We start from the raw sequence: 21523 nt of genomic DNA, 5'->3' as shown, positions 1-21523 counted from the left end.
ACTCTCAGGTTGAGATGACAGAGGGGGAGGCCGTCCGGGCATCCGCGCCGAGATGCCCCTCGCAGGTCGTGCAGACCAGGAGGCCTCCCACATGACCGCCAACCGCATTCCGCTCTCCCAGCTGGAGCAGGGCACCCCCTTCGAGCAGCGGCACATCGGACCCGATGCTTCGGCCCAGGCGAAGATGCTCGCGCAGGTGGGCTACGGCTCCCTCGACGAGCTGACCGCCGCGGCCGTGCCGGATGTGATCAAGAGCGCGGAGGCGCTGAATCTCCCCGGCGCCCGTACCGAGGCCGAAGTCCTCGCCGAGCTGCGCTCCCTCGCCGACCGCAATCAGGTGCTCGCGCCGATGATCGGTCTCGGCTACTACGGCACGTTCACCCCGCCGGTCATCCTGCGCAACGTCATGGAGAACCCGGCCTGGTACACCGCGTACACGCCCTACCAGCCGGAGATCTCGCAGGGCCGTCTCGAGGCCCTGCTGAACTTCCAGACCGTCGTCGCCGACCTCACCGGTCTGCCCACCTCCGGCGCCTCGCTGCTGGACGAGGGGACCGCGGCCGCCGAGGCCATGTCCCTGGCCCGCCGCGTCGGCAAGGTCAAGAACGGCGTCTTCCTGGTCGACGCCGACACGCTGCCGCAGACCATCGCCGTGATCGAGACCCGCGCCGAGCCCACCGGCGTCGAGGTCGTCACCGCCGACCTCAGCGACGGCATCCCCGCCGAGATCGCCGAGCGCGGTGTCTTCGGCGTGCTGCTCCAGTACCCGGGCGCCTCCGGTGCCGTACGGGACCTGCGGCCGGTCATCGAGCAGGCCCACGAGCTCGGCGCGATCGTCACCGTCGCCGCCGACCTGCTGGCGCTGACCCTGCTCACGTCGCCCGGCGAGCTGGGCGCGGACATCGCCGTCGGCACCACCCAGCGCTTCGGCGTGCCGATGGGCTTCGGCGGCCCGCACGCCGGCTACATGGCGGTGCGTGACAAGTTCGCCCGCAGCCTGCCTGGCCGTCTTGTCGGTGTTTCCGTGGACGCGGACGGCAACAAGGCGTACCGCCTCGCGCTGCAGACCCGTGAGCAGCACATCCGCCGCGAGAAGGCCACCAGCAACATCTGCACCGCCCAGGTGCTCCTCGCCGTCATGGCCGGCATGTACGCCGTCTACCACGGCCCCGAGGGCCTCAGGACCATCGCCCATCGCACCCACCGCTACGCCACGGTGCTCGCCGACGGACTGCGGGCGGGCGGTGTCGAGGTCGTCCACGGCGCCTTCTTCGACACCCTGACTCTCCGGGTGCCCGGCAAGGCCGCCGATGTAGTCGCCGCGGCGCGCGAGGGCGGCGTGAACCTGCACCTCGTCGACGCCGATCATGTCTCGGTCGCCTGCGACGAGACCACCGGCCGTGCCCAGCTCGCCGCCGTCTGGTCGGCCTTCGGCGTCGAGGGCGACGTCGAGGCGCTGGACGCCGCGAGCGACGACGCGCTGCTCGCCGGCCGGCTGCGCTCCGACGAGTATCTGACGCACCCCGTCTTCCACCAGCACCGCTCCGAGACCGCGATGCTGCGCTACCTGCGCACGCTCGCCGACCGGGACTACGCGCTGGACCGCGGCATGATCCCGCTCGGCTCCTGCACCATGAAGCTCAACGCGACCACGGAGATGGAGCCGGTCACCTGGCCGGAGTTCGCCCAGATCCACCCCTTCGCCCCGGTCGAGCAGGCCGAGGGCTATCTGACCCTGATCAACGAGCTGGAGGAACGTCTCTCCGAGGTCACCGGCTACGACAAGGTCTCCATCCAGCCGAACGCCGGTTCGCAGGGCGAGCTGGCCGGTCTGCTGGCCGTCCGCGCCTACCACCGCGCCAACGGCGACACCCAGCGCACGGTGTGCCTGATCCCGTCGTCCGCGCACGGCACCAACGCCGCCAGCGCCGTGATGGCCGGGATGAAGGTCGTCGTGGTCAAGACCGCCGACGACGGCGAGATCGACGTCCAGGACCTGCGGGCCAAGATCGAGCAGCACCGCGACGAGCTGTCCGTGCTGATGATCACGTACCCCTCCACGCACGGTGTGTTCGAGGAGCACGTCGCCGACATCTGCGCGCAGGTCCACGAGGCGGGCGGCCAGGTCTACGTCGACGGCGCCAACCTCAACGCCCTGGTCGGCCTGGCCAGGCCCGGCAAGTTCGGCGGCGACGTCTCGCACCTGAACCTGCACAAGACCTTCTGCATCCCGCACGGTGGCGGCGGTCCGGGCGTCGGCCCGGTCGGTGTGCGCGCGCACCTCGCGCCGTACCTGCCGAACCACCCGCTCCAGCCCACCGCGGGCCCCGAGACGGGCGTCGGCCCGATCTCGGCGGCTCCGTGGGGCTCGGCGGGCATCCTGCCCATCTCGTGGGCCTACGTGCGTCTGATGGGCGGCGAGGGCCTCAAGCGGGCCACCCAGGTCGCGGTACTTGCGGCGAACTACATCGCCAAGCGCCTCGAGCCGCACTACCCGGTGCTTTACACGGGTCCGGCCGGGCTGGTCGCCCACGAGTGCATCGTCGACCTGCGGCCGCTGTCCAAGGCGACCGGCGTCAGCGTCGACGACATCGCCAAGCGACTGATCGACTACGGCTTCCACGCGCCGACGATGTCGTTCCCCGTGGCCGGCACGCTGATGATCGAGCCCACCGAGAGCGAGGACCTGACCGAGCTCGACCGCTTCTGCGACACGATGATCGCGATTCGTGCCGAGATCGAGAAGGTGGCGTCCGGTGAGTGGCCCGCCGACGACAACCCGCTGCGCAACGCCCCGCACACCGCGGCCGCGCTCGGCGGGGAGTGGGAGCACGCGTACAGCCGTGACGAGGCGGTCTTCCCGGCCGGAGTGAGTGCCGCCGACAAGTACTGGCCGCCGGTCCGGCGCATCGACGGCGCGTTCGGCGACCGCAACCTCGTCTGCTCCTGCCCGCCGCTGGACGAGTACGAGAACTGACGCAGCAATGCGTGGGGGCCGGTGCGGAGACTTCTCCGGCCGGCCCCTGCTCGTTCGTGTGGTGCGGGTTCGTCTCCCGTCGTGACGGCTCTACGCGGCCGTCATCACCTGGCCGCTCTCCGGCGGACGGTGCGGCGCGATGATCTGCCCGTCGGGCAGCAGCTCGCCGGTGTCCTCGAAGAGGAGCACGCCGTTGCACAGCAGGCTCCAGCCCTGCTCCGGGTGGTGCGCCATCAGGCGGGCCGCCTCCCGGTCGGCGGAGTCGGAGGTGGGGCAGGGTGGCTGGTGCTGGCACATGGATGGGTTCTTTCGCTGGGTCGTGGTGAGTGTGCTGCGGCTCGATGAGCTGTTCATGGCCGCCCCCCGTATCTGTCGGTCCGGTCCCAGTCTTCCCCCACGGGCGTCGATCCGCAGGGATTTCACAGCAGCTCTTCTTACTGATTGATGACGCATCACCCGCGCGGACGGTTCAACGAGCGGGGGCTGTCCTTTTGGATGGTTCGGGGTGGCCCGGCAGGGCTAGTCCCAACGGGCCATACCTCGTTCAGCAGTACGCCCCGCGACCGTGCGATCGCGGGGCGTACGGGGCGGATGTGACGTCAGGCGGCAGGTGTGCCCAGCAGTGGCGCCGGTGCCAGCCGCAGGGTCAGCATCGGCAGCAGCTCGGCGACCTGGTGCGGCCGGTGGGCCGCTATTCCGGGCGGGGCCGGTGCGAGTGGCACCAGGACGTCCGACGGCTGAGGAGTGCCGGTGGACACGTCGGCGTCGGTGTCGCGATGCAGCCAGAGCGTGAGCATGTACAGCTCCGGCACGGACAGCAGCCGTGGCTGAAACGGCGACCCCATGGTCTCCGCCTGGCGCAGCGCCTGTTCCGTCGAGCTGAGGTAGGGGCCCTCGAAGAAGTGCGAGAAGGTCCACCCGTCGGGCGTCAGGACGGTGTCCGCCGCGGCGACGGTGCGCTCGCCGTTGCGGATGAGGAATCGCCAGGCGGCGAGCCGGGTGTGCGGGGTGCCGCCGCTCGGTGCGATGCGGTCGAGCACGTGGACGGGAAGCGGCAGTTCGGGGCTCAGTGGTCCCTGGACGGACCGCAGAGCGGGGGTCGGAGCCTCACGGACGGCCGTGGGGGAACCAAGTGCTGCGAGAACGCTGCGCAGGGCGGGCGCGGGGGCCGTAGGGACATGCAGCGGCATGGTGGGTCGCCTCTCACTCAGGAGACACGGTGATGCGGGGGGTGCGGACGGCACTGTCGGCATGCGAGCCGCGCGGGGCCGGGAGACCACCGGGCGCCGACTGTCGGCCCGTTTGCGGAGTTTATACGACGCGTGTTCACACATTGTTTCCGCTAGCCGTCGTGCGTATTTCCCGCAAGGCGAATATCGGACCTGCTCGTGCGCTGTTTTCTGCCCGTTACCCCGCTCTCACCTGCGTGGCCTGCGGTTTTCCGCGGTCCGTGGTAGGCCGAATCCGGTCGGTGTTTATCACCACGGACTGCCCGAATAAATGCCCCCCGCATCGCGCAGAGTAATGTGCCACATGAATGTGCCTGGCGGGTACTGACTCCAGCCTATCGGGAGCGGACCGGGTCCGGGGACGTTATGGATCAAAGAGTCTGGGCATTATCGTCCGTGACACGAGCGGCCCACGCTGCGTGGCTGCCCACTCGAGGAGGGACGCTTCGATGGGGGAGAAGGTCGTGGCAGGCGCGTTCGACCTGTCCGATCGGCAACGGTACCGGCGCAAGCTCCAGCAGTGCCTGGCGGGACTGGGGCGGCTGCTGGCGGAGAAGAGGTTCGACAGGCCCAGGAATCTGATGGGGCTGGAGATAGAACTGAATCTCGCGGGCGCCGACGGGATGCCGAGGATGATGAATGCGGAAGTGCTCTCCCGCATCGCGAGCCCGGATTTCCAGACCGAGCTCGGTATGTTCAACCTCGAAGTAAATATCGTTCCGCACAGGCTGGACGGGCGCGTATTCGATCAGCTGGCCGAGGAGTTGCGCACCGGCCTCGGCTATGCCGACCGCAAGGCCACCGAAGCTGGTTCGGGAATCGTGATGATCGGTATTCTGCCGACGTTGCGCCAGCACCACCTGGTCTCCGCGAACCTCTCGGACGTCGATCGCTACATGCTGCTCAACGACCAGATCGTGGCGGCACGCGGCGAGGAGTTCACCCTCGACATCGAGGGGGTGGAGCGGCTGACGTGCACGTCGTCGTCCATCGCACCCGAGGCGGCCTGCACATCGGTCCAGTTGCATCTGCAGGTGACGCCCGCCCGGTTCGCGGATGTGTGGAACGCGGCGCAGGCCGTAGCGGCCGTCCAGGTCGCCGTCGGGGCCAACTCGCCCTTCCTGTTCGGCCGCGAGCTCTGGCGGGAGTCGCGGCCGCCGTTGTTCCAGCAGGCGACCGACACCCGGCCGCCGGAGCTCCAGGCACAGGGGGTGCGCCCGCGCACCTGGTTCGGCGAGCGCTGGGTGAATTCCGCGTACGACCTCTTCGAGGAGAACCTGCGCTACTTTCCCGCGCTGCTGCCGATCTGTGACGACGAGGACCCGTTGCGCGTGCTCGACGACGGCGGTGTGCCCGCCCTCCAGGAGCTGGTCCTGCACAACGGCACCGTCTACCGGTGGAACAGGCCGGTGTACGCGGTCGTCGACGGCGTGCCGCATCTGCGCGTGGAGAACCGCGTGCTGCCGGCCGGGCCCACGGTCACCGACGTCATGGCCAATGCCGCCTTCTACTACGGGCTCGTGCGGGCCCTCGCCGAGGACACGCGGCCGGTGTGGTCCCGGCTGCCCTTCGCGGCGGCCCACGAGAACTTCGAGACCGCGTGCCGGCACGGCATCGACGCCGAGCTGCAGTGGCCACGGCCCGGCCGGGGGAACGGCGTCACCAAGGTTCCTGTGGCCAAACTGGTGCGTGACGAGCTGCTGCCCCTGGCCGCGGCAGGACTCGACGCCTGGAACATCGAGCCCGCCGACCGCGATTTCTACCTCGGGGTGATCGAGGAGCGCTGCAAACGCCGGGTGAACGGCGCGTCCTGGCAGTCGGACACCTTCCACCGGGCGCTCGAGGCCGGACTGGAGCGGGACGCGGCGCTGGCGGCCACCACCCGTCGCTACAACGAGCTGATGCGGGAGGGACGGCCGGTGCACACCTGGCCGGTGGGCTTCCCCGGCGCCCGGTCCTGACCACGGTCCGGCCGGGCGCGCGACCCCGCTCGTCGCAACCGGTTCCGAGCCCCGGTTTCGGCTCAGCCCTCGGCCGTCCCGGCCTTCTGGCCCACCGCCATGATCGCCTTGAGAAGTACCGACTGGATCTCCGCGGGGTCGCCGACCTGGTAGCCGGCGCCTCCCGTCGCCTTGGCTATCTCGTCGATCTCCTGGAGGTCCGCCTCCGGGCCGATGGCGATGGCGATCACCGGCACCGGGGTGTTCGGGTTGCTCAGGCGGTCGAGCTCGGTGATCAGATTGCTTCGGGTGATGCTGAACCGGTCCTGGTCGGACCCGTCGGTGATGACGACCAGCGCGTTGAACTTGTCCTTCACGTACGAGTCCTGTGCCTGCTTGTAGACCGCAAGCGTCGTGTCGTACAGCCCTGTCGCGCCAGTCGGGACGGCTGCCAGGTCGTCGAACGCCCGTGACAGGCGGGCGCGTTGCGTTCCCGGCTTGTCGACGGGGCCGAGCGGTTCGGTGGGCACCAGCTCGCGGTAGTCGTTCGCGCCGTCGATCCCGGTGGCGAACTCCCACAGACCGAACTCGTCCTCGGGCGCGAACCCGTCCGCCGTCCGCTGCAGCGCTGCCCGGGTGACCTCGAGCCTGGACCGTGCCCCACGCCCGGGTACGGGCGTCTGCATCGAGGCGGACACGTCGACCACCGTCGTCAGGCGGGCACTGCGGACCGTGATGGTCCACATGCCGAGGGTCTGCTGGATCGCGTCGGGCGGTGGGGGCTCGGCTGCTTCGCCCTCGGCCGCGAAAGGCTGCGGAGCCCGTCCGCCCGCCGACCTCACGAGAGCCTCGTCCACGGGCTGGTCCGGCAGCCGGAATCCGTTCCGCTCCAGCTGCCGACGGGACTCCGGCTCGGCGAGCAGCGCCAGGAAACGCGTCGCCGCCCGGCTCTCGTCGGTGCTCAGCGCGGTCTCGTCGATCAGCTCGTACGGGTAGTCGAGAAGCGGAGTGCCGTCGCTGGGGTAGAAGAGCCGGAGGTCCGGCACGCCCTCGGCTGCCGCCGCGTTGTAGGCGAACGCGGCCTGCTCGGAGAGGAAGACGGCCTGGTTGCGGGCCGGATCGCCCTCCGCCCGGCCCGAGTCGGCGCGCGAGAGCGTACCGGCGACCTCCGCGTCCGTGGCCGAGATGCGCTGGGACAGCACCTTGGCCGCCGCCGCGGCGGTGCTGTCCGGCTCGCGGTCCACCCCTTCCGGTGACCGGGCCACACCTGTGAGCGCGAGCAGCCCGGTTGCGCTGCGGGCCGGATCGGCGGAGCCCAGACGCAACCGCTCGGAGGCGGTGGTGGCGGCGGTGAGCTCCGCCCAGGTGTACGTCGTGCGGGGCCAGCCCAGCTCGTTGCCCGCGGAGGGCACGGCGGCGAGCGTCACCGGGGTGGCGGCCACATTGCCTGCCCGGGTGAGAGGGACGCCCGTGCCGGTGCTCCGGATGCGTTCGGCCCAGACAGCGGAGTCCGGCAGCCACACCTCGTAGCCGGGGCTGTTCGACCCGGCCGAGAGCAGTTCGGCGACCTCGTGGTTCTCGCGGGAGGCGACGTGCACGTCCATGCACTGACCGTCGGATCTGATGTCTTCCTCGCGTGCCCGGTCCGCGGCCTTCTCCACGAGCGGAGCGATGTCGGGGGATGCAGCGATGTCGAGTGCGACGGCGGAGTCCCGGCAGGTCCCGGAGAAGGTGAGCAGACCGGTCTGCACGGCGAGCCCCGTCCCTGCCGCGACGGCCAGTACGAGCGCCGAGGCGATGGCGATCGTGCGGCGGTTTGCGCGTGGGCGGGACCTGCCTCCCTCCGTCGCGTCGGCGTCGGGCAAGCTGTGACGTCCCATGCGGTGGTGCCCCTCCTTGTGCGGTGTGCAAGGAAAAAGGGACCCGCGTCATCACTGTGACGCGTGTCCCCCGGCCTGTCGCGCGCGATCTTCGTACCTGTATTCGAGACCCTAGCGGGACGAGGACGGGGATGAGGCGGGATTACTCAACTGGAGGCAGGTGTGCAGGCGGAGGCGGGAGGCGTGGCCGATTCTCATCCCCGGGAAGTCGTGTCACGGAGGATTCTGCGTTCCGAGACGGTGCTCGTACTCGCGCTGTCGCTCGGCGCGAGCGGGGTGTCCGCCCTGATCAGCTTTATCGGATCGCTGACGAAACCAGGGGGCCTGAAGGAGCAGGCGGCGACGCTCAACGGGTCGTATGCGCCCGGGCGGCCGTGGCTCGATCTCGCATGGCAGCTGTTCGGGATCGCCTCGGCCCTGGTGCCGGTGCTGCTCGTCGCGCATCTGCTCGTCCGGGAGCGTTCCGGGATGTACGCGATCGGCTTCGACCGCAGCCGTCCGTGGTCGGATCTCGGCCGGGGTGCGCTGGTGGCCGCCGGCATCGGCAGTGCGGGACTGGCTTTCTATCTGGTGGCGCGTGCTGCGGGCTTCAACCTCACCGTGGTGCCGGAATCCCTGCCGGACGTGTGGTGGAAGTATCCGGTGCTGATCCTCTCGGCGCTCCAGAACGCCGTGCTGGAGGAAGTGATCGTCGTCGGCTATCTGCTGCGCAGACTGGGGCAGTTGGGCTGGTCGCCCATGGCCGCGCTGGCCGCCAGTTCGGTGCTGCGCGGCTCGTACCACCTGTACCAGGGCATCGGCGGCTTCATCGGCAACATGGTGATGGGCGTGGTCTTCGTGCTCCTGTACCGCCGCTGGGGCCGGGTCGGGCCCCTGGTGGCGGCGCATGCCCTGCTCGACATCGTCGCCTTCGTCGGCTACGGACTGCTGGTCGGGCGGGTGGGCTGGCTGCCCACGCCGTGACGCGGGGGTCGCGATCGAGGGGCGTACGGCCACGGCCGTACGCCCCTCTTCGTCGCTCAGGGGCTCGTCAGCAGCTGCCCGTCGACGACCGTCACCGCACGGCCGGTGAGCCACGTGCGTTCGCCGCGCACGACAGTGCGCACCATGCCCGAACGGGCCGACGCCTGGAGGCCGGTGAGCTCGTTGCGTCCCATGCGCGCGGACCAGAAAGGCGCGAGCGCGGTGTGCGCGCTGCCCGTGACCGGGTCCTCGTCGATGCCGACCCGGGGGAAGAAACAGCGTGAGACGTAGTCGTGGCCCGCTGAGGGGTCGTCGGCCGCGGCGGTGGTGATGATGCCGCGCTCGGAGTGCACCGCCAGGGCGGCGATGTCGGGGGTGAGGTTTCGGACGGTGCGCTCGTCAACCAGTTCGACCAGCAGGTCGCCGATGTGCTCGGAGGTGTCGTGCACGGAGACGATGTCGGCTCCCAGCGCTTCCGCGATGCCGTCCGGCACGGCGACCGGCGTCAGGGACGACGTGGGGAAGTCGAGGGTGAGGCTTCCGTCCTCGTGGGCGGTGGCGGTCAGGATGCCGCACCTCGCGCGGAAGCGGACCGTGCCGCTCGCGGCACCGGTGGTGTGCAGAACGTGTGCGGTGGCGAGCGTGGCATGGCCGCACATGTCGACCTCGGTCGCGGGGGTGAACCAGCGCAGTGCCCAGTCGGCATCGCCGCCGCCGGCAAGGGGATGGGCGAACGCCGTCTCCGAGAGGTTCACCTCTGCGGCCACGTTCTGGAGCCAGGTGTCGTCTGGGAACCCGTCGGAGTCGAGCAGCAGGACTCCGGCGGGATTGCCGGCGAAGGGGCGGTCGGTGAAGGCGTCGACGATTCGAATCCGCATCCCGCGACCCTAGACGTGCCGGAAAGTCGCAGGCCAAGGCCAATCCGGGGTTTCTGGCCCGCAAAGGCGTTGTCGTACGATCGATTCCGATATATCGTTGACGCATCGCGACAGATCAACGATGGAAGGAGCGTAGCGATGCGTTCACATGGACACGGACAGGGACACGAACACGGTCAGGGTCATGGGCACTGCGGGCCCGGCCATCAGGGTCGGGGTGAATGGGAAGGCCGGCGCGCGGCGTTCGGGCCGTGGGGGCCACCGTTCGGAGGGCCTTTCGGCGGGCGCGGCCGTGGTGGCGGCGGTCGGGGGAGGGCGCGGCGCGGTGATGTGCGCGCCTCCATCCTGGCGCTGCTGAAGGACCGCCCGATGCACGGTTACGAGATGATCCAGGAGATCGGCGAGCGCAGCGGCGGGGCCTGGAAGCCCAGCCCGGGCTCGGTCTATCCGACGCTCCAGCTGCTCGAGGACGAGGGGCTGATCGTCAGCGAGAGTGAGGGCGGCAAGAAGCTGTTCACGCTCACCGATGCCGGTCGCACCGAGGCCCAGTCGGGTCCCGAGGCCCCGTGGGAGGAGGCCGGTCGCGGTGTCGACTGGGACACCGTCAACGAGATACGGCAGGCCGGGTTCGGGCTCATGGAGGCGTTCGGTCAGGTCTGGAAGACCGGCAGCCCCGAGCAGCGGCAGAAGGCCGTCGCCGTCATCAACGAGGCACGCAAGAAGCTGTACCTGATCCTCGCCGACGAACACTGACGTCCCGTCTCGGAGGCGAGAGGGGCCCCGCGCGGGGCCCCTCTCGATGCGTCAGGTGACCAGCCCGCCGAGCTTGCGCAGGGACTCGTTGAGCGCCGCTGTCGCCGAGTCCTTGAGCTTGCCCGCCATGAGGGACACGGCCGCGCCGGTGAACTCGCCGTCGATACGCACGTTCGTCGCGTCACCGTCCGGTTGGAGCGAGTACCGCGTGCCCACGATCACGGACATCGGTCCCTTGCCCCTGATGGCGAGGACCCGCTCGGGCTCCAGTTCCTCGACCGTCCACGTCACTTCGGCCGGAAAGCCCATCAGTTTCATGTTCTCGGCGAACGTGGCTCCGGTGGCCAGGGGGTCGGGGCCGCCCTTGGGGAAGCTGGTGTGAGTGGCGTTCCACCGGCCGTGCGAGGTGAAGTCCGTCAGCTGGGCCCAGACCTTCGCCGCCGGTGCCTCGATGCGTGCCTCCGCGCTGACCTCGGCCATGCGGCCACCCCTTCCAGTCGGGTTACGGTGCCGCGGAACGTAGCCGCAGGTGCGCGAACATTCAATACTGATGACCCGTCAGATATGCCGCGGGGTGCGGTGCAAGGCGGCGCGTGGCGTCAGGGACCGAATGTCGCGATGTCATCCGTGAGGAGGAGGAACCGGTCGTGCGTGCCCACCCTCGGTGGGATGCGTAAATGCTCCCCGGCGGGGACGCTCCGGCCGCGGTCGCCTGATGAGGTGGGATACGTGTACAGCCCTGCCCCGCGGGTGCCCCGGCAACCCGCCCCCGTTCGTGCCGAGATCGAAGCCGCGCTCACCGTGGAGCTGGCGTCGGTGGTCGCCGGTGCGCGCAGAAGGGTGCTGCGCGACGGTGACCGGCATATCGACACGGCCCACCTGCTGCACTCGCTGCTGGAGTCGGACCCGGATGCCCGTGCGGCGGTCGGGTCGGGGCCGCAGGTGGCCCGCGTGCTCGGTTATCTCGTCCAGCGCAGCATCGGCTACGGGTTGCGCTGGCAGGGTTCGGTCGAGGATTCCGGGGCGCTCGCCACGGTGGGCAGCGGGAACGAGGTGCCGGGCTGGTCGCCGTCCGCCGTCGCCGCCATGGCGGGCGCCGTCGACAGGGCGCGCGTGCGGGGCGACGGCCGGGCCCGGGGCATCGACGTCCTGGCCTGCATCGCCGCCGATCCCGAGTGCCGGGCGGTCGATGTCCTGCGGCGCGCCGGGATCGACACCGCGCAGCTCGGGAACCGGATCGCCGGACCGTCTCGACATGTGTCACCGGGGTGACGGTCCTGACGCGCGCTGACATGATGTCCCGATGCAAGCGTCTTCGGGAAGGAACGCCGGCCTGGGACTCGCCCTCGGCTCGGCGTTCGCATTCGGTGGGTCGGGAGTGGCGGCCAAGCCGCTGATCGAGGCGGGTCTCGACCCGCTGCACGTGGTCTGGCTGCGCGTCGCGGGTTCCGCGCTCGTCATGCTGCCGCTGGCCTGGCGCCATCGCGCTCTCGTGCGGAGCAGGCCCGCGCTGCTCGCCGGCTTCGGGCTGCTGGCCGTGGCAGGTGTACAGGCCTGCTACTTCGCCTCCATCTCGCGTATCCCCGTCGGCGTCGCGCTGCTCATCGAATATCTCGCGCCCGCGCTCGTGCTCGGCTGGGTCCGGTTCGTCCAGCGGCGGCCGGTGACCCGTGCCGCGGCCGTCGGGGTCGTCCTCGCCGTCGCCGGGCTCGCCTGCGTGGTCGAGGTGTGGGCGGGACTGAGCTTCGACGCACTGGGCCTGCTGCTCGCCCTCGGTGCCGCATGCTGCCAGGTCGGCTACTTCGTCCTCTCCGACCAGGGCGGCGACAGCCACGACGCTCCCGACCCGCTCGGCGTGATCGCCTACGGCCTGCTCATCGGCACCGCCGTGCTGACCGTCGTCGCCCGGCCGTGGGGCATGGACTTCTCGCTGCTGGCCGGAAGTGCGGACATGGGCGGCACGGAGGTTCCTGCCGTTCTGCTGCTCGGCTGGGTCGTGCTCGTCGCCACCGTCCTCGCGTACATCACGGGCGTCGTCTCGGTGCGCAGGCTCTCTCCGCAGGTGGCCGGCGTGGTGGCCTGTCTGGAGGCGGTCATCGCGACCGTCCTCGCCTGGGTGCTGCTCGGCGAGCACCTATCCGCCCCGCAGATCATCGGCGGCGCGGTCGTCCTGACCGGGGCCTTCATCGCCCAGTCGCAGGCGCCGAAGGCGCCGCCCGCGGGACCCGTGGCGACGGGCGGACCGGAACCGGCCCCAGTGGGCATGGAATCGGGCGGGTCGGGGGCCGACGAGGGCGAGTTGTCCGCTCCGCAACCGGCGCCGTAGTGTGGCGGCCATGCATTCGACCGTCCTTCCGCCGCCTGCCGCTTAACGCGGGCGGCAGTTCTCCGAAGAAGACCGGGCTCGGGTCGTTCCCGAGCGGGTCGCCGCTGTCCGCGTGATGGAGCCGAGCGACCAACCACCCTGTTCTTCACACGGAGAAGTCACGTGTCGAATTCCTCTGCAGCTCCCGTCGGACGGAGCCTCGTCTATCTCGTGTTCGCGGGAGTCGCCTGGGGCACCGCCGGTGCCGCCGCCTCCCTCGTCTTCGCGGCGAGCGACCTCGGTCCGCTCGCCCTCTCCTTCTGGCGGTGCGTCGGCGGTCTGGTGCTGCTGCTCGCCGTCCTGGCGGTGCGCGCACCCCGTCGCCCGGCCCGCAGCGTGCCCGAGTCCCGCCGCCGAAGGCTCCTGCGCATCGTTGGGACGGGCGTCGGGCTGACCCTGTTCCAGAGCGCGTACTTCGCCGCCGTCGAGGCGACCGGTCTCGCGGTGGGCACGGTGGTCACTCTCGGCGCAGGCCCGGTGCTCATCGCCGTAGGCGCCCGGCTCACCATGGGCGAACGCCTCGGGGGCGGCGGCACGCTCGCCGTCGCCGGCGCCCTGGCAGGGCTCGGTGTCCTGGTGCTCGGTGGTGAGGGCGGCACGGTCCGGCCGCTCGGAGTCGTCCTCGCCGTGCTCTCGGCCGCGGGGTACGCCGCCATCACGCTCCTGACGCGATGGCTCGGACGGGACGGCGGGGGCGGCGACTCGCTGTCCACCACGGCCTGGGCGTTCGCGATCGGCTCCGTGGGTCTGCTGCCCCTGGCCGCCGCCGAGGGGCTGTTGCCGCACACGGCGGACCTCGCCCGGGTGGTGTGGCTGCTCGTCTATGTGGCGGCCGTCCCCACGGCCCTCGCGTACGCGCTGTACTTCGCCGGCGCCGCCGTGGTCCGCGCCGCGACCGTCTCCGTGATCATGCTCCTGGAGCCGGTGAGCGCCGCCGTCATCGCCGTGACCCTGCTCGACGAGCAGCTCACGGCGGCGACCGTTCTCGGCACACTGCTGCTGCTCACCGCTGTGGCAGGGCTGGCGGTGGCGGAGGCACGGGGAGCCGCGGTGCGCCGTCGGGCCATGGCCACGGCGTAGCGACGAGAACCGGGGGCGGGGCCGTTCGGGCCCGCCCCCCGGGAGGACTCTCGGCGTCAGCGGTGTGCGGCCAGATACGGCGGGAGCGCCACCGATCCGTCCAGATCCGCCGACGGGACCGGGACGCCGTACGCAGGAGCCACCGGGACCACGCCCGCCCAGTGGGGGAGAGCCATGTCCTTCGGCTCGTCGTTCGGACCGCCCGTACGGGACTTGGCGGACACCTCGGCAAGGTCCAGGCGGAGCACGGCCGTCGCCGCCAGTTCCTTGGCGTCGGCGGGCCGCGAGTCGGCGGAGCGGCCGGCGACCACATGGTCGACCAGGGCGTCGAGCGCCGTCCGCTTCTCCTTTGGATCGGTGACCTGGTACGCGGTGCCGTGGACCACGACGGAGCGGTAGTTGATCGAGTGATGAAACGCGGAGCGCGCCAGCACGAGCCCGTCGACATGGGTCACGGTCAGGCACACCGCCAGGCCCGGATCGGCTTCTCCCGCCATCCGCAGGGGGCGCGAGCCGGTCGAACCGTGGACGTACAGGCTCTCGCCGACGCGCGCGTACAGCGTGGGCAGCACGACCGGAGCTCCCTCGCGCACGAAGCCGAGATGGCAGACATAGGCACTGTCGAGTATCGAGTGGACCACGTCGCGCTCGTACGCGGCGCGGTCCCGGGAACGGGTGGGAACGGTGCGAGCCGTCGGCTCGTAAGCGGCTGCGGTGTCCGTCTGGGCCTGGTCCTGCATTTGCCGTCTCCATTGCACTAGTGCATAATAATGTTTGTGCTAGGAGAGTATCGGATCAGTGGGCGGCGTGCATCCGACATTGCCGCGAGCATCGAGCAGGCGGTCGGTGCGGGTGAGCTGGAGCCGGGGCAACTGCTGCCTCCCATGCGGGAGTTGGCGACCGACCTCGGGGTCAACCCCAACACCGTCGCTGCCGCGTACCGCACCCTGCGCGAGCGTGGAGTCATCGAGACCGCGGGACGCAGAGGCAGCCGAGTCCGTGCCCGCCCGGCGAGCACCGCGCGCAACGCCATCCGGGTCGACGCCCCGCCCGGCGTCCGCAATCTCGGCGAGGGCAACCCCGACACCGCTCTGCTGCCGGCGCTGGACGCTGCGTTCGGGGCCGCGCTGCGCCACCATGCCGACGAGCCCGTGCTCTACGGACAGGGTCCGCTCGACCCCGAGTTCGCCCGGCTGGCCAGAGCCGGACTCGACGCCGACGGCGTGCCCGCCGGTCCCCTCGCCGCCACGTCGGGCGCGCTCGACGCCATCGAACGGGTCCTCGCCGCCCACCTCAGGGCCGGCGACCCGGTTGCGGTGGAAGACCCCGGGTGGGGCGGCCTGCTCGACCTCGTCCCCGCGCTCGGTCTCAAGGCCATGCCGGTCGGACTCGACGACGACGGCCCGCTGCCCGGCGACGTGGAGCGCGCCCTGACGGCCGGGGCCCGCGCGATCGTGATCACCGACCGGGCGCAGAACCCGACCGGCGCGGCCGTGTCGGCCGAACGCGCCGCGCAACTGCGGGCCGTACTGGGGAGGTTCCCCGGCGTCCTCCTCGTCGAGGACGACCACGGGCACGCGATCGTCGACCAGTCGCTGCACCCGCTCGCGGGCGCGACCACGCACTGGGCCTTCGTGCGGTCGACGGCCAAGGCGTACGGACCGGATCTGCGTGTCGCGGTGCTCACCGGGGACGCCGTCACCCTCGATCGCGTGCAGGGGCGCCTCGGCCTGGGCCCCGGCTGGGTCAGCAAACTGCTGCAGCGGGCGGTCGCCCATCTGTGGACGTCGGGCGCGGTGGACCCGCGGGCCGTCGCTCGCGCCTACGGGGAGCGCCGTGAGGCCCTCGTCGGGGCTCTGGCGGACCGCGGGGTCGAGGCGTACGGACGCAGCGGAATGAACGTATGGGTGCCCGTGCCCGACGAGACCGGCGCGGTGACACGTCTGCTGCACTCCGGATGGGCGGTGGCGCCCGGCGCCCGCTTCCGGATGTCGGCGGCGCCCGGAATCCGCATCACCGTCTCGGGGCTGACCCCGGCTGACATCGCGCCGCTCGCCTCGGCGGTGGCCGCCGCGCTCGGCCCGGTGCCGGCGCGCAGTTACGGCTGAACGGCGGGGGCCTTTGCCTACCGTTGCACGGCCGGGGGTGCAGCCTTGGGGCGGCTCTGTGTCAGGGCCGCTCCGGCGAGCACGATCAGCGCGCCGACCGGGGTGTTCCACGCCAACTGCTCGTCCAGCAGTGCGACACCCGCCGCCGTCGCGATCACCGGGATGAAGTACGTGACCATCTGGGCGGTCGTCGGGCCCACCTCGGCGACCAGCCCGTACTGGATGAGCAGCGCCAGTCCCGTGCCGAGCGCACCGAGCGCGACGACGGCGAGCAGCGGCACGAGCGGGAACGACGAGGGGAGTTCGGTGAACAGCGGGGTGACGACAGCGAGTTGCACGGTGGCCAGGCCCAGTTGGGCGCCGGTCAGCGAGAGATGCGAGTGGCTCGACCCCGCCAGCGTGCGGCGGACGTAGATCCAGCCGACCGGATAGCTGAGCGAGGCGAGCAGGGCCATCGCCGTGCCGCGGACGTCGAGCCCCGAGAAGCCCTGCCAGGCGCCGAGCACCGTGAGTACGCCGAGGAAACCGATGCCCAGACCGGCGACCCGACGCCGGGTGGGGCGGTCCTCCGACAGCGCGACCATCGACAGCACCATGCCCCACAGCGGTGACGTGGCGTTGCAGATGCCCGCCAGCGTCGAGGGGATCGTGAGCTCGGAGTAGGCGAAGAGGGAGAACGGCAGTGCGTTCAGCAGAAAGGCGGCCACGGCGAGATGAGCCCAGGTGCGCAGTCCCCGCGGCAGCCGTTCGCGGCGGAACGCCATTGCCGCCGCGAGCACCGCAGTACCGAACAGGAGCCGGCCGAAGGTGACCTGGAAGGGGGCGTACGCCCCGGTGCCGACCTTGATCAGAAGAAAGCTGAAGCCCCAGACCGCGGAGAGCACCGCGAAGCGGATGCGCCAGTCGACGGCGCGTCGACGACGCAGGGTGCGGGCGGGGGCGGGACCGGTGGTGCGGCGGCGGCCCGTGGGGGCCGGGGCGGAGGGTGCGGCGCTCATGACTGCCACGATCCCGGTTTCCATCTCGTAGGACAAGCGAGAAATGTTGGACTGCTTCCCGTAGCATTGCTTACATGTTGAACCTGGAGCGGCTGCGCACCCTCGATGCTCTCGCCCGGCACGGCTCGGTGAGCGGGGCCGCCGACGGGCTGCACGTCACGACCTCGGCCGTCTCCCAGCAGATGGCGAAACTGGAGCGCGAGGTCGGCCAGCAGCTGCTCGCCAAGAACGGGCGCGGAGTGCGGCTGACCGACGCCGGCCGGCTGCTCGCCGACCACGCGGCCCGCATCCTCTCCCAGGTCGAGCTGGCGCAGTCGGACATCGAGGCGCAGCGCGGCCAGGTCGTCGGCGAAGTGCGGCTCGGCGCGTTCCCGACCGCGGCCCGCGGGCTCTTCCCCGCCGCCGTCGCCGCGCTGCGCGGGGACCATCCCGAACTGCGCGTGCATACCAGGGAACTCGAGCCCGAGCTCGGCATCAGGGCGGTCATCCGCGGGGACCTCGACCTCGCGGTGCTCCTCGACTGGAGCAACAAACGGCTGCCGGTGCCCGGCGGACTCGCGCAGGCCCACCTCCTCGACGACGTCCCCGATGTCGCCATGCCGGCGGACCATCCGCTGGCCGCCCGCGACGACGTCGATCTGGAGGAGTTCGCCGCCGACGACTGGGTCTCCTGGCCCGAGGGCGAGTTCTGTCACGACTGGCTGGTGTTCACCCTGCGCTCCAAGGGCTTCGAACCGCGGATCTCCCATCTGGCGGGGGAGCACCACACCCAGCTGGCACTCATCGCCGCGGGACTGGGGGTCTGCGTGGCGCCCCGGCTCGGCCGCGGCCCCGTGCCCGACGGTGTCGCACTCGTCCCCGTACGGCAGCGGATGCGCCGCCATGTGTACGCCGTGTGGCGCACCGACGCCGACCGCAGGCCATCCATCAGGGCGGCGGTCGGCGCACTGCGTCGCGCGGCCGGGGCACCGGCCGGCTGACGCGTGCCTGCGGCGGCCCCGCCCTACAGCTTCCGGAAGTCCCAGGAGGCGATCGCATCGGGAGTCAGCCGCAGCCAGGCGTGGCGGCCGTCGTGCGGCATCTCGTCCAGGCCGAAGTTCTTGCGGGCGAACAGCGCCTCGGGCGCACGCAGTTCGGGCACGTCCTCACCCGTGCGCGGTGCCTCGCCGACGAACACCGCCGTGCCGGACAGTTCGACGCCCCGCAGCTCCCCGTACTCCTCGCCGTCGTCGACCACCACGGCGATCCGCGGATCGGCGCGCAGCTCGGCCCAGCGGCGGCTGCGGGTGAGGGAGTACAGCCACAGCGACGTGCCGTCCCACGCGAACCACAGGGCGCTCGCATGCGGCCGTCCGTCGGGGGAGACCGTGGCCACACGACAGGTCCGCCGTGCGGAGAGGAACGCGTCCAGTTCCGCGGGCGTCATCATGATGCGCCGGCCCCGGCGCTGAGCGACGGCCATCCGACCCGCCTCCCCTGATTGCTGACTGTGTGTCAGAAATCATGGGGCTTCGGCCGCCGGGGCGCAACGGTGCTTCTTCCTACGGGACGCCATGGCGGCTACTCTCGCCCGCCCGGACGGCGCGACGCAGTGAGGGGAATCATGGCGTCCAAGGAACAACTCACCCAGCAGCTCGAACCCGCCACCACCGTGCTGCTCACCGTCGAATGCCAGCAGGGCGTGGTCGGCGCCGAGAGCGCCCTGCCCGAACTCGCCGCACAGGCACGCTCGTCGGGCGTGCTGCACAACATCGCGCGTCTCGTGGACGCCGCCCACGAGGCCGGCGTGCAGGTGCTGCACGCCGTCGCGGAGCGGCGGCCCGACGGGCGGGGAGCCAACCACAACGCCCGACTCTTCCGGGCCGCTGCCCGGCTTCCCGTGCAGCAGCACTCCGGATCGGCCGCTGTCCGCGTCGCGGCGCCGATCGAAGTGGCGGACGAGGACATCGTCGTCCGTCGGCTGCACGGTCTTTCCCCCGTCGCGGGCACCGAAGTGGACCCGCTGCTGCGCAACCTCGGCTGCCGCACCCTTGTCGTGACGGGCGTGTCGGCGAACGTCGCCGTCCCCAACGCCGTCTTCGACGCGGTCAACCTCGGTTACACAGTGCTCGTGGTGGCGGACGCCATCGCGGGAGTGCCCGCCGAGTACACCCCCGCGATGATCCGCAACACGCTGTCGCTGGTGGCGACGATCGCCACCACCGACTCCGTGCTTGCCTGCTGGAAGAGCCCGCGCAGGGCACAGCGCGTCTGAGGCGGGCGGGCCCGCGCCGAGGTGCGTCCGACCCCGCACACCTCGCCCGCGGGCACCGCCCCGCCCGGCCGCGTCCGGCGCACGGCTCTGCGCCTCGCGGCCCATGGCCGTGTGCGCCGACCACGCACACCGCCTGGCTCTTCCTCCGTGCCGTGCCCCTGGCGGGTCGGGCGCGTCACGCGAGCTTGATCGAATCCCCTTCCACCGTGATCGCCGCCGGCGGCAGCGGTGCGGTCGCCGGGCCGCCCTTGACACTGCCGTCCGACGCGTCGAAACGGCTGTTGTGGCACGGGCAGTTGATGATGCCGTCGGACACGTTCTTGACCGCGCAGCCCTGATGCGTGCACTTGGACGAGAACGCCTTGAACTCACCCGCCGTCGGCTGCGTGACCACCACGTCGCCGACGACCTTTCCGCCGCCCTCCGGGATGTCGGTGGTCTTGGCGATCACCGAGCCGCCGCCCGAGCCGTCGGCCGTTCCACCGGTGTTCCCCGGGTCGGCGGGCTTCTCGGAGACCGTCTGCTCCGAGTCGCCCGAACCGCCGCAGGCGGTCAGGGCGACGGTGAGACCGGCTCCGCCCACCGCGGCGACGACGGTACGGCGCGCCACGGTCCGTGCGGTCCCCTGCGATCCGGTCATGGTGGCTCCCTCTCCCTGGCCGGCCCCGTGCCGACCGGTTCGTGTTGTTGTACGGGACACCCGGCGCAGTTGTTCAACCGTTCACACAATTCTCAGGAAAGGGCCTTCGGCATGCGACCGGAAACCCGGGGGGCCGGTGTGACGGGCCAAGTTACTGTGGGGGAATGCTCTCCGAAGTCACAGCGACCCGCTACGTCACGCCCTTGCGTGAGGGCGGCTCGCTCCCCGGCATCGTCGAGGCCGACGATCTCGGCACGTACGTCATGAAGTTCACGGGTGCGGGGCAGGGCCGCAAGACACTGGTCGCCGAAGTGATCTGCGGGCAGCTCGGGCGGCGCCTGGGGCTGCGGGTGCCCGACCTCGTCGCCATCCAGCTCGACCCCGTCATCGGGCTCTCCGAGCCCGACCAGGAGGTGCAGGAGCTGCTCAAGGCCAGCGGCGGCCTCAATCTCGGCATGGACTTCCTGCCGGGCTCGCTCGGCTTCGACCCGCTCGCCTACGAGGTCGACGCCAAGGAGGCGGGCCGGGTCGTCTGGTTCGATGCGCTGATCAACAACGTCGACCGGTCCTGGCGGAACCCCAACATGCTCGTCTGGCACGGCGATCTGTGGCTCATCGACCACGGCGCCACGATGATCTGGCACCACAACTGGCCGGGCGCCCAGGCATCCGCCGCCAAGCCGTACGACGCCTCCGACCACGCCCTGGCGCCCTTCGGCCCCGATGTCGCCGCGGCCGCGGCCGAACTCGTGCCGCAGGTCACCGAGGAGCTGCTGACCGAGGTCGCGGCCGATGTCCCCGACGAGTGGCTGGTCGACGAACCCGGCTTCGAGAACACCGACGCCGTGCGCCGCGCCTACGTGGAGGCACTGCTGGCGCGCGCCGCGACCGTCCACGAGCGCATCACACTCGGCGCGCCGACGCGGAACAAGCCGTCGCAGGCGCCCGGCTGGCTCACCGAGCACGCCACTCCGTGGCCGCACCCGACGAGGAAGAGCAAGGACGGCGACCGGTGAGCGAGAGGGACGTGTTCGAGTACGCGCTGTTGCGCGTGGTGCCGCGTGTCGAGCGCGGGGAGTGCTTCAACGCGGGCGTGGTCGTGTACTGCCGCGCGAAGACCTTCGTCGCCGCCCGCACCCATCTGGACCTGGGCAAGCTCAGGGCGCTCGACCCCCAGGCGGACGTCACCGGCGTGCGCGCCGCGCTGCACGCCGTCGAGGGTGTCTGCCGCGGCGGTGACGACGCGGGCCAGGCCGCCCGCGACGACGCCGGCCGCCGCTTCCGCTGGCTGATCGCGCCGCGCTCCACGGTGGTCCAGCCGGGGCCCGTGCACACGGGTCTCACCCTCGATCCGGAGGCGGAGGTGGAGCGTCTGCTCGACCTGCTGGTCCGCTGAGGCGGCCTGTCGGGCAGGGCAGGAGCCGGTGTGACTTGCGACGCCGGGCCCTGGTGGCGTTG

The 21523-nt window shown here is 71.1% G+C and carries 21 protein-coding genes; 12 read left to right on the top strand and 9 right to left on the bottom strand.

From position 1 onward, the window contains the following. Positions 1-91 precede the first annotated feature (91 nt). Positions 92-2977: an aminomethyl-transferring glycine dehydrogenase gene (gene gcvP, locus AC067Z_RS25030; RefSeq protein WP_478791829.1), complete on the top strand. Its 2886-nt coding sequence runs from the start codon at positions 92-94 to the stop codon at positions 2975-2977. Positions 2978-3067: 90 nt separating this feature from the next. On the opposite strand, the gene AC067Z_RS25025 is transcribed toward gcvP, so the two are convergent. Both AC067Z_RS25025 and AC067Z_RS25020 read right to left on the bottom strand, forming a co-directional pair. Further along, positions 3068-3274 carry a DUF5999 family protein gene (locus AC067Z_RS25025; protein WP_478791828.1) on the bottom strand — a complete coding sequence of 69 codons (207 nt, stop codon included), beginning with the start codon at positions 3272-3274 and terminating at the stop codon, positions 3068-3070. Positions 3275-3576: 302 nt separating this feature from the next. Further along, positions 3577-4167 carry a hypothetical protein gene (locus AC067Z_RS25020; protein ID WP_478791827.1) on the bottom strand — a complete coding sequence of 197 codons (591 nt, stop codon included), beginning with the start codon at positions 4165-4167 and terminating at the stop codon, positions 3577-3579. A 488-nt stretch (positions 4168-4655) separates the two neighbouring features. On the opposite strand from AC067Z_RS25020, the gene AC067Z_RS25015 reads away from it, so the two are divergent. Then, a complete protein-coding gene (locus AC067Z_RS25015) occupies positions 4656-6167 on the top strand; it encodes a glutamate-cysteine ligase family protein (RefSeq protein WP_478791826.1) in 1512 nt (503 codons plus the stop codon). Between the two features lie 62 nt (positions 6168-6229). On the opposite strand, the gene AC067Z_RS25010 is transcribed toward AC067Z_RS25015, so the two are convergent. Beyond that, positions 6230-8026, bottom strand: coding sequence for a substrate-binding domain-containing protein (locus AC067Z_RS25010; protein WP_478791825.1), 1797 nt, complete (start codon positions 8024-8026; stop codon positions 6230-6232). Between the two features lie 162 nt (positions 8027-8188). Between AC067Z_RS25010 and AC067Z_RS25005 the strand changes: the two genes are divergently transcribed. Further along, positions 8189-8989: a CPBP family intramembrane glutamic endopeptidase gene (locus AC067Z_RS25005; protein WP_478791824.1), complete on the top strand. Its 801-nt coding sequence runs from the start codon at positions 8189-8191 to the stop codon at positions 8987-8989. Between the two features lie 56 nt (positions 8990-9045). Here AC067Z_RS25005 and AC067Z_RS25000 read toward each other — a convergent pair whose 3' ends face one another. Next, positions 9046-9867: a PhzF family phenazine biosynthesis protein gene (locus AC067Z_RS25000; protein ID WP_478791823.1), complete on the bottom strand. Its 822-nt coding sequence runs from the start codon at positions 9865-9867 to the stop codon at positions 9046-9048. Positions 9868-10005: 138 nt separating this feature from the next. Between AC067Z_RS25000 and AC067Z_RS24995 the strand changes: the two genes are divergently transcribed. Further along, complete coding sequence (locus AC067Z_RS24995) at positions 10006-10620, top strand: PadR family transcriptional regulator (protein WP_478791822.1); 615 nt, start codon at positions 10006-10008, stop codon at positions 10618-10620. A 51-nt stretch (positions 10621-10671) separates the two neighbouring features. On the opposite strand, the gene AC067Z_RS24990 is transcribed toward AC067Z_RS24995, so the two are convergent. Then, a complete protein-coding gene (locus tag AC067Z_RS24990) occupies positions 10672-11100 on the bottom strand; it encodes a type II toxin-antitoxin system Rv0910 family toxin (RefSeq protein WP_478791821.1) in 429 nt (142 codons plus the stop codon). Between the two features lie 249 nt (positions 11101-11349). Between AC067Z_RS24990 and AC067Z_RS24985 the strand changes: the two genes are divergently transcribed. The 3 genes from AC067Z_RS24985 (at position 11350) to AC067Z_RS24975 (ending at position 14065) form a co-directional block, all read left to right on the top strand. Continuing rightward, on the top strand, positions 11350-11892 hold the full coding sequence (locus tag AC067Z_RS24985) for a peptidase (RefSeq protein ID WP_478791820.1): 543 nt from the start codon (positions 11350-11352) through the stop codon (positions 11890-11892). 31 nt (positions 11893-11923) lie between these two features. Further along, positions 11924-12946 carry an EamA family transporter gene (locus AC067Z_RS24980; protein ID WP_478791819.1) on the top strand — a complete coding sequence of 341 codons (1023 nt, stop codon included), beginning with the start codon at positions 11924-11926 and terminating at the stop codon, positions 12944-12946. Between the two features lie 162 nt (positions 12947-13108). Continuing rightward, complete coding sequence (locus tag AC067Z_RS24975; protein WP_478791818.1) at positions 13109-14065, top strand: DMT family transporter; 957 nt, start codon at positions 13109-13111, stop codon at positions 14063-14065. 56 nt (positions 14066-14121) lie between these two features. Here the strand turns inward: AC067Z_RS24975 and AC067Z_RS24970 are convergent, their stop codons facing one another. Further along, entirely contained in the window at positions 14122-14805 is a 684-nt protein-coding gene (locus AC067Z_RS24970) for a pyridoxamine 5'-phosphate oxidase family protein (RefSeq protein WP_478791817.1), read from the bottom strand. A 36-nt stretch (positions 14806-14841) separates the two neighbouring features. On the opposite strand from AC067Z_RS24970, the gene AC067Z_RS24965 reads away from it, so the two are divergent. Continuing rightward, positions 14842-16173 (top strand): aminotransferase class I/II-fold pyridoxal phosphate-dependent enzyme, encoded by a 1332-nt coding sequence (locus AC067Z_RS24965; protein WP_478791816.1) that lies wholly within the window; start codon positions 14842-14844, stop codon positions 16171-16173. A 17-nt stretch (positions 16174-16190) separates the two neighbouring features. Here the strand turns inward: AC067Z_RS24965 and AC067Z_RS24960 are convergent, their stop codons facing one another. Next, positions 16191-17171: a DMT family transporter gene (locus tag AC067Z_RS24960; RefSeq protein WP_478791815.1), complete on the bottom strand. Its 981-nt coding sequence runs from the start codon at positions 17169-17171 to the stop codon at positions 16191-16193. A 74-nt stretch (positions 17172-17245) separates the two neighbouring features. Here AC067Z_RS24960 and AC067Z_RS24955 point away from each other — a divergent pair, with 74 nt between their 5' ends. Then, positions 17246-18151, top strand: coding sequence for a LysR family transcriptional regulator (locus AC067Z_RS24955; RefSeq protein WP_478791814.1), 906 nt, complete (start codon positions 17246-17248; stop codon positions 18149-18151). Between the two features lie 23 nt (positions 18152-18174). On the opposite strand, the gene AC067Z_RS24950 is transcribed toward AC067Z_RS24955, so the two are convergent. Beyond that, a complete protein-coding gene (locus AC067Z_RS24950; protein ID WP_478791813.1) occupies positions 18175-18633 on the bottom strand; it encodes a pyridoxamine 5'-phosphate oxidase family protein in 459 nt (152 codons plus the stop codon). Between the two features lie 141 nt (positions 18634-18774). Here AC067Z_RS24950 and AC067Z_RS24945 point away from each other — a divergent pair, with 141 nt between their 5' ends. Then, entirely contained in the window at positions 18775-19425 is a 651-nt protein-coding gene (locus AC067Z_RS24945) for a cysteine hydrolase family protein (RefSeq protein ID WP_478791812.1), read from the top strand. A gap of 175 nt (positions 19426-19600) precedes the next feature. On the opposite strand, the gene AC067Z_RS24940 is transcribed toward AC067Z_RS24945, so the two are convergent. Next, positions 19601-20065 (bottom strand): Rieske (2Fe-2S) protein, encoded by a 465-nt coding sequence (locus AC067Z_RS24940; protein ID WP_478791811.1) that lies wholly within the window; start codon positions 20063-20065, stop codon positions 19601-19603. 164 nt (positions 20066-20229) lie between these two features. On the opposite strand from AC067Z_RS24940, the gene AC067Z_RS24935 reads away from it, so the two are divergent. Then, entirely contained in the window at positions 20230-21081 is an 852-nt protein-coding gene (locus AC067Z_RS24935; RefSeq protein ID WP_478791810.1) for a HipA family kinase, read from the top strand. Continuing rightward, complete coding sequence (locus AC067Z_RS24930; protein ID WP_478791809.1) at positions 21078-21461, top strand: DUF3037 domain-containing protein; 384 nt, start codon at positions 21078-21080, stop codon at positions 21459-21461. Before AC067Z_RS24935 ends, AC067Z_RS24930 begins: the two co-directional genes overlap by 4 nt. The last annotated feature ends 62 nt before the right edge of the window (positions 21462-21523 follow it).

Source organism: Streptomyces sp. NPDC043812 (assembly GCF_056436245.1).
This window is presented reverse-complemented; position numbering and strand designations above follow the sequence as displayed.

Coding starts and splice junctions, on each gene's coding strand:
- AC067Z_RS24935 (WP_478791810.1), top strand. CDS start 20,230: ATGCTCTCCGAAGTCACAGCGACCCGCTACGTCACGCCCTTGCGTGAG.
- AC067Z_RS24995 (WP_478791822.1), top strand. CDS start 10,006: ATGCGTTCACATGGACACGGACAGGGACACGAACACGGTCAGGGTCAT.
- AC067Z_RS24945 (WP_478791812.1), top strand. CDS start 18,775: ATGGCGTCCAAGGAACAACTCACCCAGCAGCTCGAACCCGCCACCACC.
- AC067Z_RS24970 (WP_478791817.1), bottom strand. CDS start 14,805: ATGCAGGACCAGGCCCAGACGGACACCGCAGCCGCTTACGAGCCGACG.
- AC067Z_RS25010 (WP_478791825.1), bottom strand. CDS start 8,026: ATGGGACGTCACAGCTTGCCCGACGCCGACGCGACGGAGGGAGGCAGG.
- gcvP (WP_478791829.1), top strand. CDS start 92: ATGACCGCCAACCGCATTCCGCTCTCCCAGCTGGAGCAGGGCACCCCC.
- AC067Z_RS25015 (WP_478791826.1), top strand. CDS start 4,656: ATGGGGGAGAAGGTCGTGGCAGGCGCGTTCGACCTGTCCGATCGGCAA.
- AC067Z_RS25020 (WP_478791827.1), bottom strand. CDS start 4,167: ATGCCGCTGCATGTCCCTACGGCCCCCGCGCCCGCCCTGCGCAGCGTT.
- AC067Z_RS25000 (WP_478791823.1), bottom strand. CDS start 9,867: ATGCGGATTCGAATCGTCGACGCCTTCACCGACCGCCCCTTCGCCGGC.
- AC067Z_RS24955 (WP_478791814.1), top strand. CDS start 17,246: ATGTTGAACCTGGAGCGGCTGCGCACCCTCGATGCTCTCGCCCGGCAC.
- AC067Z_RS24990 (WP_478791821.1), bottom strand. CDS start 11,100: ATGGCCGAGGTCAGCGCGGAGGCACGCATCGAGGCACCGGCGGCGAAG.
- AC067Z_RS24980 (WP_478791819.1), top strand. CDS start 11,924: ATGCAAGCGTCTTCGGGAAGGAACGCCGGCCTGGGACTCGCCCTCGGC.
- AC067Z_RS24960 (WP_478791815.1), bottom strand. CDS start 17,171: ATGAGCGCCGCACCCTCCGCCCCGGCCCCCACGGGCCGCCGCCGCACC.
- AC067Z_RS24950 (WP_478791813.1), bottom strand. CDS start 18,633: ATGGCCGTCGCTCAGCGCCGGGGCCGGCGCATCATGATGACGCCCGCG.
- AC067Z_RS24940 (WP_478791811.1), bottom strand. CDS start 20,065: ATGACCGGATCGCAGGGGACCGCACGGACCGTGGCGCGCCGTACCGTC.
- AC067Z_RS25025 (WP_478791828.1), bottom strand. CDS start 3,274: ATGTGCCAGCACCAGCCACCCTGCCCCACCTCCGACTCCGCCGACCGG.